The sequence below is a fragment of the Pseudodesulfovibrio mercurii genome, assembly GCF_000189295.2.
GTDB lineage: Bacteria > Desulfobacterota > Desulfovibrionia > Desulfovibrionales > Desulfovibrionaceae > Pseudodesulfovibrio > Pseudodesulfovibrio mercurii.
In genome coordinates, this window is record NC_016803.1 from 2,820,641 (window position 1) to 2,837,531 (window position 16,891).

Consider the following 16,891-nt stretch of genomic DNA (forward strand, 5'->3'; position numbering starts at 1 on the left):
TTAACGGCAGGAGAGGAAATGCAGTTCAAATCCATCAAGACAAAGATCGTCGTCATGGCGGGAGGATGTCTCCTGACGACCGTGGTGGTGCTGGTCGGCATCCAGATGTTTTCCCAGTCGCGGTCGGACCGGTTCGTGGGGGAAAAGGTCAACGAACTGATCGAGAAGGAAACGAGTCAGAGCCTGATGGCCGTGGCCCAGCGCGAGGCGGGGACCATCAGCCGGAAACTGAACATCAACCTGGATACCGCGAGGACCATCGCCGACGCCTTCAATGCGGTCAGGAAGGCCTCGGGCGCGGGGGCTTCGTTCAACCTGCGGACCGCGTTCAACGACATCCTGCTCAGGGTGCTTGAGAACAACACGGAATTTCTGGGGGCCTACAGCGCCTGGGAGCCCGAGGCCCTGGACGGGCAGGACGCCCTCCACGCCGGGGACAAGGAGTCGGGCCACGACGCCACCGGGCGGTTCGTGCCCTATTGGAACCGCGACGAGAGCGGCCGCATCGCGCGCCAGGCCCTGGTCGGGTACGAGGACGCCTCCAAGCATCCCAACGGGGTGACCAAGGGCGGCTGGTACCTGTTCCCCCGCGAGCGGGGCAGGGAAAACATTCTCGATCCCTTCCCGTACATCGTTCAGGGCCGCCAGGAGTGGCTGACGACCATGTCCGCTCCCATCGTGGCCGACGGGAAGTTCCTGGGCGTGGCCGGCACCGACCTGCGGCTCAAGTTCATCCAGCAGCTGAGCGAGGAGGTGGCCAAGTCCCTGTACGGCGGCGAGGCCCGCGTGCAGGTCGTCAGCTATCTCGGCATCGTGGTCGCGGACAGCCGTAATCCGGACTCGGTGGGCAGGCCGTTCAAGGACGTCTACCAGGGCGACTGGAAAAAGATCGTGGACAGCATTCAGGGCAGCAAGTCCTATGCCGACATGACGCCGGGCAGGAAGACCGTCGACGTCAGCGCCCCCATCGAATTGGGCCGCACCGGGACCCCCTGGGGCATCCTGATCGAGGTGGACCGCAACGTGGTCTTTGCCGAGGCCCGGCACCTGGCCGAGGTCATGGCCGAAAATTCGCAAAACAACGTGGTCATCGGCGTGAGCGCGGGCGCGGTCATCGTGCTCCTGGCCTGCCTGGTCCTCTGGTTCCTGGCCAACAGCCTGGTTGCGCCGGTGCGCAAGGCCGTGGCCTTCGCCGAGAAGATCGCGGGCGGCGACTTCGTGGACAACCGCATCGACGTCAAGCAGAAGGATGAAATCGGCGTCCTGTCGAGGACCCTGAAGGACATGGCCGACAAGCTCAAGGGCGTGGTCGTGGACGTCAAGTCCGCCTCCGAGAGCGTGGCGTCCGGGAGCACGGAACTGTCGGCGTCATCGCAGTCCGTGTCCGAGGGCGCGACCACGCAGGCCGCCTCCATCGAGGAGATAACCTCGTCCATGGAGGAGATGACCTCGAATATCGCCCAGAACGCCCAGAACGCCCAGGAGACCGACACCCTGGCCACCAAGGCGGCCGACGACGCGCGGGTCAGCGGCGAGGCCGTGGAACAGACCGTGGCGTCCATGCGCAGCATCGCCGAGAAGATCTCCATCGTCGAGGAAATAGCCCGCCAGACCAACCTGTTGGCGCTCAATGCGGCCATCGAGGCCGCCAGGGCGGGCGAACACGGCAAGGGCTTCGCGGTGGTGGCGGCCGAGGTCCGCAAGCTGGCCGAGCGGAGCGGCGCTGCCGCCGCCGAGATCAGCGAGCTGTCCGGCAGCAGCGTGGAGGTCGCCGAGAAGGCGGGCGAGATGCTCAAGCGCCTGGTCCCCGACATCGAGAAGACCGCGACCCTGGTCCAGGAGATCACCGCGGCCAGCAACGAGCAGAACGCGGGCGCGGGCCAGATCAACCATGCCATCGCCCAGCTCGACACGGTCATCCAGCAGAACGCCTCGGCGGCCGAGCAGATGGCCTCCACCAGCGCGGAGCTGGCCGGCCAGGGCAAGCACCTTCAGGAGGTCATGGCCTTCTTCCACGTGGAGGAACGCGGCATGCCGCGCACCGCCACCAAGGTGGTCAGGAACAGGCCCGCGGCCATCCCCCAGTCCAAGTCCGCCCCGGCCCGCCCCCAGGGCCTGGCCCTGGACATGGACCCGGAAGGCCGGGACGACTTCGAGCGCTTCTAGCCAAAGGGGCCGGTCCGACCAATCAGACCGATTCAACCAATCATCCGGGGGCGGGGCCGCAAGGTTCCGCCCCCTTGCCTTTCCGTCCTTCGGGGCATCCCTCCCCGGCGTGCGGACCGATGCGGCGCATGCCCACGGCCGGATCGCCACCAAACCGACGATGGGGGCAGGGCACGGGTCGCGGGCGCACGCGACGGTCCGGAACCGGTGCCGGCAGCAAGGCGCAAAAAAAACCTCAGGGCCGCCGCGTATCATCATACGCAAGGGTCTGAGGTCTTTGCGGCAACGCGGCTGACGGCGCCGCATCGCAATATTGAGTGGCGCGCCAGGTAGGATTCGAACCCACGGCCGTCGGCTTAGAAGGCCGATGCTCTATCCACCTGAGCTACTGGCGCGCGTGGAAGACTCCTTAATAAAGGCTGGGCGTAGAGGTCAAGGATATTCGGCCGGGCGGCATGCGCAGGGGAGGGCTCATTCTCCGGGGATGCGTCATTCGCCGATGATCTTGACCAGGACCCGCTTGCGGCGGCGGCCGTCGAACTCGCCGTAGAAGATGCGCTCCCACGTGCCGAAGTCCAGACGCCCCTCGGTCACCGCCACCACCACCTCGCGGCCCATGACCTGGCGCTTCATGTGCGCGTCCGCGTTGTCCTCGAACCCGTTGTGCCGGTATTGCGAGACCGGCTCGTGCGGGGCCAGCCGCTCCAGCCAGACCTCGTAGTCGTGGTGCAGGCCCGACTCGTCGTCGTTGATGAACACCGAGGCCGTGATGTGCATGGCGTTGACCAGGCACAGTCCCTCGCGGATGCCCGACTCGCGCAGGCACACCTCCACGTCTTCGGTGATGTTCACGAAGGCGCGCCGCGTCGGAATTTCGTAAAAGAGTTCCTTGCGATACGATTTCATGCCCCCTTCCTATCACGATCCGGGTTTCGGGACCACGGCAAATTGCGGCCTGGGTCCGGCGCGCTTGCCGTGGTCCGTGCGGCGCAAACCCAGGCCCGGCGCGGGTCGTGTCACGATTCGTCGAATGCAGAAAATAATGCTTGCATTCGCGAAATGATTGTATACAAGCTCCATCCATTGGCCTGTCGCGGCACGGATTGACCTGTCCGGGCGGCGGCGGGAGCGCGGAACGCCCCTGGGGTATGCACCCCCCCGGACGCGGCTTCCGCCGGGTTCGCGCCATGTCGGCGCGCGCCAACCGTACCAAGGGGGTTTTATGTGTTTAGTTGAAGGCAGGGCAAACGGCCCGGCCCGTACGGCTAGGAGGTGTTTCGGTCACTAACCATTTACTCACGAGGTGTCATGAATGAACACTGTCGGTGTGCATTGCATTCTTGAACTCAAAGGCTGTCCTTCCCATCTGCTCGACGACGAGCAATTCATTCTCGAGACCATGGTCTCCGCATCCCAGCGGGCCATGTCCACCCTGCTCGACATAACAAGTCACAAGTTCGAGCCGCAGGGCGTAACGGCCCTGGCCCTGCTCGCGGAATCCCACATTTCCATCCACACCTGGCCCGAATCGGGCTATGCGGCCGTGGATATCTTCACCTGCGGCCAGACCGCCCGGCCCCGTATCGCCTGCGACTACTTCGTGCGCGAATTCCAGGCCTCGGACCACACACTGACCGTGCTGCCGCGAGGCAACGGCTGCGGCTGTCACCATCCCCTGACCCCGAAAGAGGAGGCGACCCTGTGGCAGGCTCGAAGCTGAGTAGCGATTACTGGATCACCGAATACATGACCGAGGACGACGTCCACCTCCACGGGGTGGAGCAGATCCTCGACTTCAAGCGCACAGAATACCAGGAGATGTCCATCGTCCGTTCCCGGACCTTCGGCACCGGCCTGGTCCTCGACGGCAAGTGGCAGGTCTCCGAACGCGACGAGTTCCTCTACCACGAGCCGCTCGTCCACACCGCCCTGTACCAGCACGGCGCGCCCCGGCGCGTCCTGGTCCTGGGCGGTGCGGACGGCGGGGCCGTGCGCGAGGTCCTCAAGTGGCGGTCCGTGGAAAAGGCCGTCCAGGTGGAGATCGACCGCGTCGTGTACGACGCCTGCCAGGAACACCTGGCCGCCATCCACCAGGGCTGCTTCCAGAACCCCCGCGCCGAAATCCGCTTCGGCGACGCCTTCGAGGTGCTCGAAAAAGAGGGCGGCTCCTGGGACGTGATCATCTGCGACCTGTCCGATCCCCTCGAGGACAGCCCGGCCATGAACCTCTTCACCCGCGAGTTCTTCACCACCTGCCGCGAGGCCCTGGCCCCCGGCGGCGTGTTCGTCATCCAGGCCGGACCGGTCACGCCGCCCTTTGACGACGGCCACGCCCGCATCGTGCGCACCCTGGGCACCGTGTTCGAACACGTCACCCACTTCTTCTCCTGCACCCCCACCTACGTGGTCCCGCTCGGCTTCGCCCTGGGTTCCCTCAAACCCCTCGACACCGACCCGGAACCCGCCAAGGTGGACGCCCTCCTGGCCGAAAACGTGGACGGCCCGCTCAAGTTCTTCGACGGCATCGCCCTGCGCGGACTCATGAGCCCGCCCAAATACCTGCGCGACAAGGTCGCCCAGGGCGACTCTCTGTCCACCCTCCACGACCCCGCCCGCTACACCGGCACCGGCGTCAAGTCGTAGACCCGAAGGCAACATGCAAAAAGTCGGGCCTGCCCGGTGCGCACGCACCGGCCAGGCCCGACTTTTTTGATGCCTCCGGCGGCCGGGGGAAGGGGGAGAGGGAACCCTTTGAAAAGGGTTTCCCTCTCCCCCTTCCCCCGGACCCCCATCCCCCTCACCTTCCTAAACTTTTTATCGCCGCTTCGCGGGGTGGGGCGCAATGGAATGAACTTCAGTCCACCATGAGGCCGTTAATTTGGTTATTTCCCTTGGAGCGATTCGGCTAGCGCAGCCACCCGACAGCGGCTTTCCGCGCTAGAACTAGGCTTTGATTCGCCCCGTCCTGGGGCTCACCCCTTCGGGGCGTTGCGGAAAGACCGCAACGTCCAAATCCGCTGTCCTGCGGATTTGTCGAGAGTGGGGCAGCTGTGCATTTTCCCGGCCGCGACAACCGCAGCGTAGCCGTCTACGTGAGGATTGGCGCGGCCGGAAAAATGTGCAGATGGCCCGCTCTCGGAAGCAGCTACCGTTTCTCCCACTCCCTGACATCGCCCTGGACGAGGACGAAGAGAGGGTGCGGGGCCGGTTTCAGGAGACGGGAGTCCTCAAAACGTTCCGGGGCGCGTTCCTTGAGCTTGTTGAGCAGGTGGCGCCACTCGTAGTCGAGCTGGCCGGTGGTCTCGCGGATGGGCGCGGCCTGGGCACGTTCGTCGATCTTGGTGGCGTCGAAATGGTAGCCCCGGTTGCGGGATTCGGCAAGGATGACGGCCAGGTAGGCGTCGATGGCCGCGAGCGGATCGGGGTGGTTGCGGAAGCGGACGAGCTGGGGGTGGCGGGTGTAGCCCCTGGTTTCGCCGCGCAGGACCTTGCGGGCGAGCAGGCCTTCGCGCCAGACGGCCGTGAGCCCCTTGGTGTCCAGGAACCGGGGGTGGACGGTCCACAGCCGCATGGCGGCCTACCTCGTCTCGGCCAGGTAGCCCAGTTCGCGGGAAAAGTCGTTGGTGTCGGCGGGCTGGCCGTGGAGCAGGTGGCCCAGCCGCATCATGTCGCCCGCCGGGAAATCCTTCTGCCAGCGGGCGTAGTAGCCGGTGAAGCCGTACATCCAGAGCATCTCCGAGGCCTGGGTGAAGACCTGTCGGGCGAGCTTTTCCCAGGTGGTCTCGGTCTCGATCTTCCAGACCGGGTACTCCTCGCCGTCCACCTCGCGCTTGCCCTTGAAGTCCACGCTGATGCCGAGCACGCCGTCCGGCCTGGGGGTGACCACCCAGTAGTACAGCCAGCCCTCGCCGCCCCACTCGAACTCGGTGTGCCGGTAGTCCACCTCCATGTCCGTGGGGGCGTCCAGCCCGCGCACGTCGCACAGGCAGCGAAACAGGTCCTTTATGGGCTCGGAAAAATTGGAATTGACGCTCAGGTCGTAGTGCGAATCGCCCGACACCAGACGGGCCTCCAGCCATCCGGCCCGGGCCTCCGTCAGGTAGAGTTCAAAGCGCGTGTCGTCCATTCCAACCTCCGTGTCACAGTCTGACAGCACCCTACACAACTCGGTCCGGATAGGCAAAGGGTGCGTGCCTCCGGAACAGCTCGGAACCGGTGCCGAATCCTTGCCAGAAAAGGGTTTACAGGGTGAGCTATTTCCGCTACGTACATGACTCTTCTTAGTATGGGAGAAGAGTTGATTCATAACTTGTTTGAATTGCTCATTTTCCCCTAACGGAGCGTAAAGATGTCGGGTTCGGCCGCAAGCGCCGACCGAGCGAACGGGGCTCGCCTGCCTCGGAAACGATGACCCGCCAGCACGGAACCCTCATCTTGAAAATATACGTTAAAACTATTTTGTCCGAGGTCCGTTGTGGAGGTAACCCATGGAAAAAACTAAAGAATCTGTTGAAATGCCCGAAATGGAAATGAATTTCGCCGACGCGCTCGACGAGTATCTGAACTCCGATTTCGGCGATCTGGACGAAGGGACCATCGTCTCCGGCGAAGTGGTCAAGGTCGACAAGGACTACGTGCTCGTCGACGTCAACTTCAAGTCCGAAGGCCAGATCCCGGTCTCCGAATTCACCGAGCCGGACGGCACCGTGTCCGTGTCCGTCGGTGAGAAGGTCGATGTGTTCGTCGCCCGCAAGAACGAAGCCGAAGGCACCATCTACTTGTCCCGCGACAAGGCCAAGCGGATGCAGCTTTTTGATAAACTGGAAGAGCTTCAGGAAAAGGACGGCGAGGTCATCGGCCGCATCGTCCGCCGCATCAAGGGCGGCTACACCGTCGATCTCGGCGGCGTCGAGGCCTTCCTGCCCGGTTCCCACGTGGACCTGCGCCCCGTTCCCGACATGGACGCCCTGGTCAACCAGGAGTTCGACTTCAAGATCCTGAAGATCAACCGCCGCCGCTCCAACGTCATCGTCTCCCGCCGCGTGCTCCTCGAGGAAATGCGTTCCGAACAGCGCGGAAAGCTGCTCGAGACCCTCGAAGAGGGCCAGGTGGTTCAGGGCAAGGTCAAGAACATCACCGAGTACGGCGTGTTCATCGACCTCGGCGGTCTCGACGGCCTGCTGCACATCACCGACATGTCCTGGAAGCGCATCAAGCATCCCAAGGAGATGGTCTCCCTGGGCGACGATCTCGAACTGAAGATCCTGAACTTCGACCGCGAAGGCCAGAAGGTCTCCCTGGGCCTCAAGCAGCTCGTGCCCGATCCGTGGGAGAACATCGCCGAGAAGTATCCCGAGGGTTCCCGCTTCACCGGCGTCATCACCAACCTGGCCGACTACGGCGCGTTCGTCGAGCTGGAGAACGGCGTGGAAGGTCTGGTCCACATCTCCGAGATGTCCTGGACCCGCAAGCTCCGTCACCCGTCCCAGATGGTCAAGGTCGGCGAAGAGGTCGATGTGGTCGTCCTCGGCGTGGACCCGGACAAGAAGCGCATCTCCCTGGGCATGAAGCAGATCTCCCCCAACCCGTGGGATGTGGTCGCCGAGAAGTACCCCGAGGGCACCGTCCTCGAAGGCGCCATCAAGAATATCACCGAGTTTGGCGTGTTCATCGGCATCGAGGAGGGCATCGACGGCCTGATCCACGTGTCCGACATCTCCTGGACCAAGAAGATCCGCCACCCCTCCGAGGTTTACAAGGTCGGTGACTCCGTCCAGGCCAAGGTCCTCACCGTGGACAAGGAGAACGAGAAGTTCACCCTGGGCGTCAAGCAGCTGACCGAAGACCCGTGGACCCAGGTCCCGGCCAAGTACCCCGTGGGCCAGAAGGTCACCGGCACGGTCACCAACATCACCGACTTCGGCCTCTTCGTCGAGGTCGAGGAAGGCATCGAAGGCCTGGTCCACGTCTCCGAGATCAGCCGCAAGAAGATCAAGTCCCCCTCCGAGATGTTCAAGGAAGGCGACACCATCGAAGCCAAGGTCATCCACGTGTCCGCCGACGAGCGCCGCCTGGGCCTGTCCATCAAGCAGACCAAGGAAGAGCCCGCCCGCACCTCCGGAGGCGGCAAGTCCAAGTCCTTCGGCGGCGACAGCGTGTCCGCCGGCTCCACCCTGGGCGACCTGCTCCGCGAGAAGCTTGAGGAAGCCGCGGGCGACGCCCTGGCCGCTGCCGAAGAGGAAGAGGCCGCCGAGGCCGAAGCCCAGGTCGAAGAGACCGTTGCCGAAGCTCCGGCCGAAGAGGCCGCTGCCGAGGAAGAAGAGTCCAAGTAAGGAAAAAACGTCATGCGCATGGCAGGAACCAAAGACCGTTTCTCCCAGCGCCACCCCTTCCTGTTCGGGGTGTTGATGATCATACTGGCCATGGCCCTCATCACGGGGGTCATGGCCTTTTTCCGCGCCCTGGGCTGGACCCCCGGCTCCCTCGCCCTGTCCGGCGACAAGATCGGCATCGTCCACGTCGAGGGCATGATCCTCGACTCCTCCCGCGTGGTCCGCTTCATCCGTAGCCTCGAAGAGGACGACTCGGTCAAGGGCGTGCTTCTGCGCGTGGACTCCCCCGGCGGCTCCATCGCCCCGTCCCAGGAAATTTACGCCGCCGTCAAGCGGCTCAACCAGGTCAAACCCGTCATCGCCTCCTACGGCACCGTGGCCGCGTCCGGCGGCTACTACGCCTCCTGCCCGGCCCGGCTCATCTTCGCCAACTCCGGCTCCATCACCGCCTCCATCGGCGTCATGGCCGAGTTCGTCACCGTGGCCGACGCAATGGAGAAATTCGGCATCCGGCCCGAAGTCCTGACCACCGGCAAATTCAAGGCCGCGGGCACCCCCCTGCGCAACCTCACCGACGCCCAGCGCGAACAGATGCTCGGACTCATGCAGGACCTCCACGACCAGTTCGTGGACGACGTGGCCGAGGCGCGCGGCATGGAACGCGCCCGCATCGCCGCCATCGCCGACGGACGCGCCGTCACCGGCCGACAGGCCCTGGCCCTCGGGCTCATCGATCGCCTCGGCACCCAAGCCGACGCCGTCGAGGAACTCAAAAAGGAAACCGGCATCGAGGGCCGCGCCGCCGTCATCGAAGGACCCGTAGAGGAACGGACCTTTGTCCAGGAACTCATGGGCGCCCTCAAGATCGACCTCTCCTCCAGCCTCAAACAGGGCTGGTCCTTCTACTACAAATAGAGCCGGGGAATGCCTCCGGCGGCCGGGGCTCCGCCCCGGACCCCGCCAGGGCGCTGCCCTGGACCCGCTGGGGCGCTGCCCCCGACCCCGCCAAAGAACCCTTTAAAAAGGGTTCTCTGGACGCTCCCAAACTTTTTGTGTGCCTTCGGCGGGGGCGTGCGGACGCGGGGAGACGTGCGGGTTGAGCGAGGTGGGAAGGGCCGGTGCTGCTTCGCGGGGGGATTGGCCGGACGGCCACGGGCCCCGCAGGGCCGTCCGGCGCGAACCCTTCGGGACGGTTGCCCAACGCCGCCGACGAGGTCGGCGGAACCCGTTAAATTTGTTTCGCGGCGTTGGTAAAAGCCGGGAAAAGTCGTGGTTCTTGGGGCGCTATCCCCTTCATTAAAAGAACAACCCCCGCGATTTCGGGCAGAAAAAACGGCGTGCTTCTTTCGGTGAAGAAGCACGCCGTTCCATCCGTTTTTTCTGCCCGGAATCGCACACCGCCACCGCACGGCCCCCGAGCGCAAGCGAGGCGATGGGGGTGCAGGGGGCCTTGCTCCCTGCCGGGTCCAGGGCAGCGCCCTGGTCTCCCCGAAGGGGCCGCCGGAGGCATTCCCCCGACGCATTCCCCGACGCATGTCTTCGTCAGAATCCGTAGCGCAGGTATTCCTTGTCCAGCCGGTTGATGAGTTGGATGTAGCGGTAGGTGCCCTTGATCTGGGCGTCCTCCACTGTCTGGTAGCCCTTGGCGCGGCATTCGGGGCAGGCGTTGACCGGGATTTCCACACCCAGGCAGAGCGGGCCGGAGTCGGCGCGGGTCTCGACCTTGTAGAGGCCCCGGCACTCCTTGCACAGGGTCACGGATTCCTGCTGGACCTCGTTGATGCCGTCGGTGTCGTAGTAGATCTGCTTGTGGCGGACGTAGCGGTCGCCGGTGATGACGCCCTGGCGGCTGTCGCCCTTGGAGACGAACTCGGGCGGGTCGAAGTACAGGGCGGGGAGCTGCTTGCACAGTTCCTCGATGTAGGCGGTGGTCCGGGCGTCCTGGCGGATGCGTTCGGCGTTGTAGTTGGGTTCGCGGACAAAGGAGTAGTCCACCCCGGCCATGGCCAGGCAGATGCCGAGGTTGACGTAGGGCAGGGCTCCCTGGATGGAGTAGCCGCCCTCGAGCACGGCGATGTCCGGCTTGAGCATGTCGTTCATGGCCGCGTAGCCGCCCGCTGAGAAGTTCATGTTGGTGATGGGGTCGGAGAAGTGGTTGTCCTGTCCGGCGGAGTTGATGACCAGGTCCGGCTTGAAGTCTTCCAGGATGGGCAGGACCACGCGCTCGACGGCCATGAGGAATCCCTCGTCCGAGGTGTTGGGCGGCAGGGGGATGTTCAGGGTCCGGCCCATGGCGTTGGGCCCGCCCAGGTCGCGCGGGAAGCCGGTGCCGGGGTACAGGGTCCGGCCGTCCTGGTGCAGGGAGATGAACAGGGTGTCCGGGTCGTGCCAGTAGATGTCCTGGGTGCCGTCGCCGTGGTGGCAGTCGGTGTCCACGATGGCGATGCGCTTGTGCCCGTACTTCTCCCGGATGTGCTCGATCATGATGGCTTCGATATTGATGGTGCAGAAGCCGCGCGAGCCGTGGACCACCTTCATGGCGTGGTGTCCGGGGGGGCGGACCATGGCGAAGGCCCGGTCGGTCTTGCCCTCCATGACCAGGTCGCCCGCCTTCATGGCCCCGCCCGCGGAGATGAGGTGCGAGCGGGTGGCCACCGAGGGCACGTCCGGGAAGCAGAAGTGGACGCGCTCCACGTCCTCCACGGCGGCCACGTCGGGCTTGTATTCGGTGATGCCCTCGATGTCGAAGAGGCCCTCCTCGCGCAGCTGGTCCTGGGTGTAGAGAAGCCGTTCCTGGCGCTCGGGGTGGGTGGGCGAGATGGCCCAGTCAAAGGCCGGGAAGAAGATGATGCCGAGGCTGTTCTTGGACTTGAGCATGGTTTAGCGGCCCTCCCCGAAGGTCTTGATTACGCCGGGACGGACCTGGCACTTGACGCGGATGTTCCGGCCCACCTGGTCGTACCCCTCGACCATGTTGAAGCTCGAGGCGTGGGTGATCTGGGCGTCCTCGCCCTTGAGGAACACGCCCATGGAGTCGAGCTGCATGGTCAGCTGGTTGGCGGCGTCGCGCTTGGCGTCCTCCAGGTCGTAGCTGGAGGGCACGTTCTCGCGGTAGGACAGGGAGGGGATGAACAGGACGTGGCGCTGGGTGTCGGCGAAGAGTTCGAGTTCCCAGGTGGTCCGGGTCAGGGCCGCGCCGATGGCGTTGGCCACGTCGAAGTTGTCGGGCACCTCGGTGGACAGCTGGAAGCGGTCGCGCAGCTCGTCCTTCATGGCCTCGGCCGGGCCGCCCATGAGGTAGATCTTCTTGGGCACGATCTTCTTGCCTTCCAGGAGTTCGTGGATGGTGTAGACCGGCTTGGAGTTGATCTCGTCCACCAGGGCGCGGGTGGCGTCCTGGATGGCCTTCGCCGCGTAGGTCACGGCCCCCTCGGCCAGCTTGTCGGCGGTCAGGGTGCGGGCCGAGGCATAGGCCTCCATGGCCTTGCGCGAGGCCTCGACGTCGCCCACCTTGCAGGCCCCGGTGCAGTTCAGGGCGTCGGTCAGGGTGATGCGGTCGCCGCCCAGGCACACGGACGGGCCGAGCCGGTTGGGCCCCACGCGGACCTCGGGGCCGACCACGGAGATGGCCGAGTCGCCGCCGATGCCGATGGAGTGGACCTTGAGCGCCGAGACCAGGGTGGGGTGGGAGCCGATGTCGATGCCCTCGCGCTCGATGAGCGGCGCGCCGTCGGCGAAGACCGCGATGTCGGTGGTGGTCCCGCCGATGTCGAGGATGATCGAGTCGTGGAAGATGTCGGTCAGGGCGATGATGCCCATGACCGAGGCGGCCGGGCCGGAAAAGATGGACTGCACGGGCAGGGTCCGGGACTGGGGCAGGGGCATGGTCCCGCCGTCGGCCTTGAGCACGTTGACCTTGACGTGGCCGAGGCCCATCTCGTCCAGGGCCTTTTCCACGGCCGTGGCGAAGGCGTTGTACAGCCGCCAGACCGCGCAGTTGAAGTAGGCGGTGGCCACCCGGCGCGGGAAGTTGAGCGCCCCGCCGAGCTGGTGGCCCAGGGTGACGAAGTCGGCGTGTTCGCAGACGTCCACGGACTTGCAGTTGCAGACCGTGCGCCGGATGAGGTTCTCGTGGCGCGGGTTGCGGGTGGAGAACTTGGAGACCGCGGCGAAGACGCGCACGCCGTTCTCGCGGCAGGCGTCCACGGCCTCGGCAAGCTGGCGGGAGCTGAGGGCGCGGACCTCGTTGCCCCGGTGGTCTATGGACCCGTCGATGACGTGGAAGTCCTTGCAGGGCATGAAGTTGTGCGGGTCGATGCCCGGCCCGGACGAGACGATGACGCCCACGTCCTCGGTCTTGTTCTGGACGATGGCGTTGGTGGACAGGGTGGTGGACAGGTTGAGCTGGGTGACGGCGTTGCGGTCGATCCGCTCGAGGATGGTGGCCAGGGCCTCGGTCACGGACGAGAGCAGGTCGTCGTGTCGGGTGGGCACCTTGCAGGAGGCGGCCACCGTGGGCCTGTCCCCGATGTCGATGGCGACCGCGTCGGTGTGGGTGCCGCCCACGTCGATTCCTAGTAGCATTTCCACTCCATGGTTTAGTCTGGCTTCATTCCGGGGTTACCCCCCTTGGGCGCGCCGCGCAAGTGTCCATTCGGTCAATGGTCGAATCGGCTCGGGGAATGGTCGCCGAAGGATTCCGGGAACGGGCGGGGAGGGTTTGCCTTTCCCTGCCATCTTCGTGTAGCGTGCGGGCGTCACAAGGAAAATCCCCGCGTGCCGGATGCGGCCGCCGGGGGAAGGAGCGGTTTCATGAGCAAGATTTTCATCACGGGCGCGGCCGGAAACGTGGGCTCGGCCCTGATCGATACACTTCCCGACAAGGCGGCCGTGGTGGCCGGCGTGCACGGCCCGGACAAGGCCGAACGCCTGGCGGCCTCGGGCGTGGAGGCGCGGGTCTACGACTTCGCGGACAAGGCGTCCATGGTCGCGGCCATGGCCGGGTGCGACCGGCTGTTCCTGTCCGTGCCCATGGACGAGAAGATGGCCCGGTTCGGGCGGCTGGCCGTGGATGCGGCCAAGGAGGCGGGCATCGGCTACATCGTCCGCCTGAGCGGGTACGGCGCGTCGTCGGACGCCCACTGGCGACTGGGCCGCGAGCAGGGCATGATCGACCAGTTCGTGGAGGATTCCAAGATCCCGTTCACCGTGCTGCGGGCCAACTCCTTCATGCAGAATTTCAGCACCGTGCTCGCCCCCATGGTCCGGTCCGGGGCCCTGATCCTGCCCGAGGAGGCGTACAAGGTCAGCTACATCGACGTGCGCGACATCGCGGCCTGCGCTGCCCGGCTGTTCAACGACAACGAGGGGTACACCAACGCCTTTTACGCCCTGACCGGCCCGCGCGGGCTGACCCTCGGGGACGTGGCCGCCATCATCGCCGAGGGTGCCGGGATCGCGCTGGAGTACGCCCCGGTGGACGAGGACGCGTACATCGCGGCCCTGGACGCGGCGGGCGTGTCCGAGTGGAACCGCAACATGCTGGTGTCCCTGAGCCGGGTCATCAAGCTCGGCATGATGGGCAACGTGACCCAGGCCGTGGAGTACCTGACCGGCACCCCGGCGCGGACCTTCGAGGGCTTCGTGCTTGAACACGCGGACGCCTGGAGGTAGCCCGTGCCCAAGGGCCGCGAGGAACTTTTGCGGGTCATCCGGACCATCTCGGCGGGCGGTCCCGCCGACGGCATTCATGCCCTGACCGGTCCGGAGTACGACCCCGAAATCCAGGAGCTGGCCGAGGCCGTGGCCGTCATGCTGGCCAAGATCGAGGCCAGGGAGGACCGGCTGGAGCAGCTCCTGGCCAAGATCCGGCGCGACACCGTGAACACCATCACGGCCGTGGCCCATGCGCTGGGCGCGCGCGACGCCTACACCGAGGGCCACGGCGAGCGGGTCGGCGTCTACGCCCGGCGGCTGGCCCAGCGGCTCGGCCTGCCCGCGGACGAGGTGGAGCGCATCCGCGTCGCCGGGACCCTGCACGACATCGGCAAGATCGGCTTTTCCGACCGCATCTTTTCCAGCGAGGACACGCCCCTGACCCGGGAGATGGTCGACGAGATCCACCGCCACCCGGAGTGGGGCCGCGACATCCTCAAGAACCTCGACTTCCTGGGCCCGGCCCTGGAATACGTCTACGCCCACCACGAACTCATGGACGGCTCGGGCTACCCGCGCGGGCTTGCGGGCGAGGCCATTCCCCTGGGCGCGCGCATCCTCTGCGTGGCCGACTATTTCGACGCCATGACCACGGACCGCCCCTACCAGCGGGGCCGGTCCGCCGAGGCGGCCTTCGAGACCCTGCGCCGGTTGGCCGGGACCGCCCTGGACCCGGACCTGGTGGAGACCTTCATCCTCGAGGTGGAGGAGGGCGGCCCGGCGGGCGCGGCATGACCGAGACCCTGGAAGAGAAGGTCGCCCGCGTCCTGCGGGACCGCATCAGGCTGGTCCCCCCGGACCCGGCCTGGCCGCGCCTGTTCGAGGAGGAGAAGGCACGGTTGCTCGCCTGCCTGCCCGAGGGGCTGGTCGTGCGCGTGGAGCACTTCGGCAGCACCGCCATCCCCGGCATCTGGGCCAAGCCCGTGGTGGACGTGCTCGTGGAGGTCGCGGACCTGGACCGGGCCCGGCGCGAAGCCATGCCCATCCTGGAGGGGCAGGGCTGCGACGCGTTCTGGCGGCCCCAGCCCGAGGGGGCGACCCCGCCGCACTATCCCTGGTTCATCCGGCGCGGGCCGATCGGCGAGCGCACCCACCACATCCACATGACCGTGGCCGACTCGACCCTGTGGGAGGGGCTGCTCTTCCGCGACCACCTCCGTGCCCATCCGGACGCGGCGGCGGACTACGAGCGGCTCAAGCGGGACCTGCTGGCCCGTTATCCCGACGACCGCGAGGCCTACACCGGGGGCAAGACCGAATTCGTGCAGCGGATCGTGGCCCTGGCCCGGGCGGCGGGCAACTGACGGCAAGATCGTGCAAGACCGGTCGCGCCCGGTATCCTATCCTCCTGAAAAACCAAGGAGGCATCATGCAACTCTTTTCCCTGTTCGATACCGGGGCCGTGATCGCGGACGGCGCGGCCAAATCCGCGGCCGACCTGCCGTGGCACCAACACCCGGCCTTTGCCGGGGTGGCCCTCAAGCACCTGCTCACCGGGGCCGAGACCGGCGGCGCCTTCAGCGTCCACCTGGTCCGGCTTGAACCCGGTTCGGAAATCGGCGACCATGTCCACGAGACCAGCTGGGAGCTGCACGAGGTGGCCTCGGGCAGCGGGGAGTGCCTGCTCGAAGGGCGCGCCATCCCCTATGTGCCGGGGAGGATCGCGGTCATGCCGCTGAAGGCCGCGCACCGTGTCCGGGCCGGAGAGGACGGGCTCTGCCTACTGGCCAAATTCGTACCCGCCCTGCTCTGACAGAGGACGTTCATGGCCGACCGCAGCACCGAATACCGCGAGATACCGGGCCTGAAAGGGGTCGGCGTGGTCCGCCACGCGGGCCCGCCGCCGACCACCGCGCGCCACGCCCACCGGTCCGTGTGCGTGGGCGCGGTCCTGTCCGGGGTGCGGGCCATCGAGACGCCTGACGGCCGCCGCGAGGCCTCGGCCGGGCAGGTCCTGGTCATCCCCTCCGGGCTGGCCCACGCCTGCCCGGACGCCGGGGAGAGCGACTCCGTCACGGTCAGCCTGGCCCCGGCCTGTTTCGAAACCGCCGGGCTGGCCCCCTGCCTGGCCCCGGACGCCCCCTGCGTCATCGACGACCCCGCCCGGTTCGGGGACGTGCTCCGGCTGGCCGATCTGGCCCGGGGCGCGGCTTCGCACCTGGAGCGGCAGGCGGCCCTGCTCGCGGTCATGGAGCCCCTGTGCCGTGAAGGCGACCGGTCCGACGTCGACCCGGCTGAACCGGAGCGCATCGCCCTGGTCCGCCGCCACCTGGACGCGGCCTGCGCCGAGGACGTGCGGCTCGAGGACCTGGCCGGGCTCGCCGGGTGCAGCCCCTGCCGGTTGAACCGGCTCTTTGCCCGGACCGTTGGCATGCCTCCCCACGAGTACCAGGTCCTGAGGCGGGTCGGCCTGGCCAAGGCGTGCATCCGCGGGGGGATGGGGCTGGCCGAGAGCGCGGCCGAGGCGGGGTTCTCGGACCAGAGCCACATGACCCGCTGTTTCCGCAAGGTCATGGGCATGACGCCCGGGGTTTTCGCCGCCGGGGTGTCCGCCGCGAAAAAAGGCTGAAAATCCGCTCCTCCCCTTTGTCCAGCCGGGACGGGGAGTTGCCCGCATCCCGGCCCGGAGGGCGGGGGATCGTTGCACGATTATCGTTGACTTTTCGGGCCAGAACCTT

At 66.2% G+C, this 16,891-nt stretch carries 15 protein-coding genes and 1 tRNA gene; 10 read left to right on the plus strand and 6 right to left on the minus strand.

Annotated features, from left to right (window positions below):
- Nucleotides 1-18 precede the first annotated feature (18 nt).
- Nucleotides 19-2,166: a methyl-accepting chemotaxis protein gene (locus DND132_RS18785; RefSeq protein WP_014323159.1), complete on the plus strand. Its 2,148-nt coding sequence runs from the start codon at nucleotides 19-21 to the stop codon at nucleotides 2,164-2,166.
- A gap of 318 nt (nucleotides 2,167-2,484) precedes the next feature.
- Here DND132_RS18785 and DND132_RS12735 read toward each other — a convergent pair.
- Nucleotides 2,485-2,561, minus strand: a tRNA-Arg gene (locus DND132_RS12735).
- 94 nt (nucleotides 2,562-2,655) lie between these two features.
- Nucleotides 2,656-3,072 carry a secondary thiamine-phosphate synthase enzyme YjbQ gene (locus tag DND132_RS12740; RefSeq protein WP_014323160.1) on the minus strand — a complete coding sequence of 139 codons (417 nt, stop codon included), beginning with the start codon at nucleotides 3,070-3,072 and terminating at the stop codon, nucleotides 2,656-2,658.
- A gap of 406 nt (nucleotides 3,073-3,478) precedes the next feature.
- Between DND132_RS12740 and speD the strand changes: the two genes are divergently transcribed.
- Both speD and DND132_RS12750 read left to right on the plus strand, forming a co-directional pair.
- Nucleotides 3,479-3,886 (plus strand): adenosylmethionine decarboxylase, encoded by a 408-nt coding sequence (gene speD / locus DND132_RS12745; protein ID WP_014323161.1) that lies wholly within the window; start codon nucleotides 3,479-3,481, stop codon nucleotides 3,884-3,886.
- Nucleotides 3,868-4,809, plus strand: a complete 942-nt coding sequence (locus tag DND132_RS12750) for a spermine/spermidine synthase domain-containing protein (protein WP_014323162.1) — start codon at nucleotides 3,868-3,870, stop codon at nucleotides 4,807-4,809. Before speD ends, DND132_RS12750 begins: the two co-directional genes overlap by 19 nt.
- 502 nt (nucleotides 4,810-5,311) lie before the next feature.
- On the opposite strand, the gene DND132_RS12755 is transcribed toward DND132_RS12750, so the two are convergent.
- Nucleotides 5,312-5,737 carry a pyrimidine dimer DNA glycosylase/endonuclease V gene (locus tag DND132_RS12755; RefSeq protein WP_014323163.1) on the minus strand — a complete coding sequence of 142 codons (426 nt, stop codon included), beginning with the start codon at nucleotides 5,735-5,737 and terminating at the stop codon, nucleotides 5,312-5,314.
- Nucleotides 5,738-5,743: 6 nt separating this feature from the next.
- Entirely contained in the window at nucleotides 5,744-6,292 is a 549-nt protein-coding gene (locus tag DND132_RS12760) for a hypothetical protein (RefSeq protein WP_014323164.1), read from the minus strand.
- A 361-nt stretch (nucleotides 6,293-6,653) separates the two neighbouring features.
- On the opposite strand from DND132_RS12760, the gene DND132_RS12765 reads away from it, so the two are divergent.
- Together DND132_RS12765 and sppA are read left to right on the plus strand one after the other, a co-directional pair.
- Nucleotides 6,654-8,498, plus strand: a complete 1,845-nt coding sequence (locus DND132_RS12765) for a 30S ribosomal protein S1 (RefSeq protein WP_014323165.1) — start codon at nucleotides 6,654-6,656, stop codon at nucleotides 8,496-8,498.
- 18 nt (nucleotides 8,499-8,516) lie between these two features.
- Nucleotides 8,517-9,413, plus strand: coding sequence for a signal peptide peptidase SppA (gene sppA, locus DND132_RS12770; RefSeq protein WP_337998554.1), 897 nt, complete (start codon nucleotides 8,517-8,519; stop codon nucleotides 9,411-9,413).
- 627 nt (nucleotides 9,414-10,040) lie between these two features.
- Here sppA and DND132_RS12775 read toward each other — a convergent pair.
- Both DND132_RS12775 and DND132_RS12780 read right to left on the minus strand, forming a co-directional pair.
- Entirely contained in the window at nucleotides 10,041-11,375 is a 1,335-nt protein-coding gene (locus tag DND132_RS12775) for a histone deacetylase family protein (RefSeq protein WP_014323167.1), read from the minus strand.
- A 3-nt stretch (nucleotides 11,376-11,378) separates the two neighbouring features.
- Nucleotides 11,379-13,082, minus strand: coding sequence for a hydantoinase/oxoprolinase family protein (locus tag DND132_RS12780; protein ID WP_014323168.1), 1,704 nt, complete (start codon nucleotides 13,080-13,082; stop codon nucleotides 11,379-11,381).
- Nucleotides 13,083-13,310: 228 nt separating this feature from the next.
- On the opposite strand from DND132_RS12780, the gene DND132_RS12785 reads away from it, so the two are divergent.
- The 5 genes from DND132_RS12785 (at nucleotide 13,311) to DND132_RS17770 (ending at nucleotide 16,782) form a co-directional block, all read left to right on the plus strand.
- A complete protein-coding gene (locus DND132_RS12785; RefSeq protein ID WP_014323169.1) occupies nucleotides 13,311-14,171 on the plus strand; it encodes an NmrA family NAD(P)-binding protein in 861 nt (286 codons plus the stop codon).
- A 3-nt stretch (nucleotides 14,172-14,174) separates the two neighbouring features.
- Nucleotides 14,175-14,948 (plus strand): HD-GYP domain-containing protein, encoded by a 774-nt coding sequence (locus tag DND132_RS18870; RefSeq protein ID WP_014323170.1) that lies wholly within the window; start codon nucleotides 14,175-14,177, stop codon nucleotides 14,946-14,948.
- Nucleotides 14,945-15,517, plus strand: coding sequence for a GrpB family protein (locus tag DND132_RS12795; protein WP_014323171.1), 573 nt, complete (start codon nucleotides 14,945-14,947; stop codon nucleotides 15,515-15,517). The genes DND132_RS18870 and DND132_RS12795 overlap by 4 nt, the downstream gene beginning before the upstream one ends.
- A gap of 65 nt (nucleotides 15,518-15,582) precedes the next feature.
- Nucleotides 15,583-15,966, plus strand: coding sequence for a cupin domain-containing protein (locus tag DND132_RS12800; RefSeq protein WP_014323172.1), 384 nt, complete (start codon nucleotides 15,583-15,585; stop codon nucleotides 15,964-15,966).
- A 12-nt stretch (nucleotides 15,967-15,978) separates the two neighbouring features.
- Nucleotides 15,979-16,782: a helix-turn-helix domain-containing protein gene (locus tag DND132_RS17770; RefSeq protein ID WP_014323173.1), complete on the plus strand. Its 804-nt coding sequence runs from the start codon at nucleotides 15,979-15,981 to the stop codon at nucleotides 16,780-16,782.
- The last annotated feature ends 109 nt before the right edge of the window (nucleotides 16,783-16,891 follow it).

Excerpts from the sequence above, each read along its gene's own strand:
- DND132_RS18785 (WP_014323159.1), top strand. The coding sequence starts at position 19 with ATGCAGTTCAAATCCATCAAGACAAAGATCGTCGTCATGGCGGGAGGA.
- DND132_RS12740 (WP_014323160.1), bottom strand. The coding sequence starts at position 3,072 with ATGAAATCGTATCGCAAGGAACTCTTTTACGAAATTCCGACGCGGCGC.
- speD (WP_014323161.1), top strand. The coding sequence starts at position 3,479 with ATGAACACTGTCGGTGTGCATTGCATTCTTGAACTCAAAGGCTGTCCT.
- DND132_RS12755 (WP_014323163.1), bottom strand. The coding sequence starts at position 5,737 with ATGCGGCTGTGGACCGTCCACCCCCGGTTCCTGGACACCAAGGGGCTC.
- DND132_RS12760 (WP_014323164.1), bottom strand. The coding sequence starts at position 6,292 with ATGGACGACACGCGCTTTGAACTCTACCTGACGGAGGCCCGGGCCGGA.
- DND132_RS12765 (WP_014323165.1), top strand. The coding sequence starts at position 6,654 with ATGGAAAAAACTAAAGAATCTGTTGAAATGCCCGAAATGGAAATGAAT.
- sppA (WP_337998554.1), top strand. The coding sequence starts at position 8,517 with ATGGCAGGAACCAAAGACCGTTTCTCCCAGCGCCACCCCTTCCTGTTC.
- DND132_RS12775 (WP_014323167.1), bottom strand. The coding sequence starts at position 11,375 with ATGCTCAAGTCCAAGAACAGCCTCGGCATCATCTTCTTCCCGGCCTTT.
- DND132_RS12780 (WP_014323168.1), bottom strand. The coding sequence starts at position 13,082 with ATGCTACTAGGAATCGACGTGGGCGGCACCCACACCGACGCGGTCGCC.
- DND132_RS12785 (WP_014323169.1), top strand. The coding sequence starts at position 13,311 with ATGAGCAAGATTTTCATCACGGGCGCGGCCGGAAACGTGGGCTCGGCC.
- DND132_RS12795 (WP_014323171.1), top strand. The coding sequence starts at position 14,945 with ATGACCGAGACCCTGGAAGAGAAGGTCGCCCGCGTCCTGCGGGACCGC.
- DND132_RS12800 (WP_014323172.1), top strand. The coding sequence starts at position 15,583 with ATGCAACTCTTTTCCCTGTTCGATACCGGGGCCGTGATCGCGGACGGC.
- DND132_RS17770 (WP_014323173.1), top strand. The coding sequence starts at position 15,979 with ATGGCCGACCGCAGCACCGAATACCGCGAGATACCGGGCCTGAAAGGG.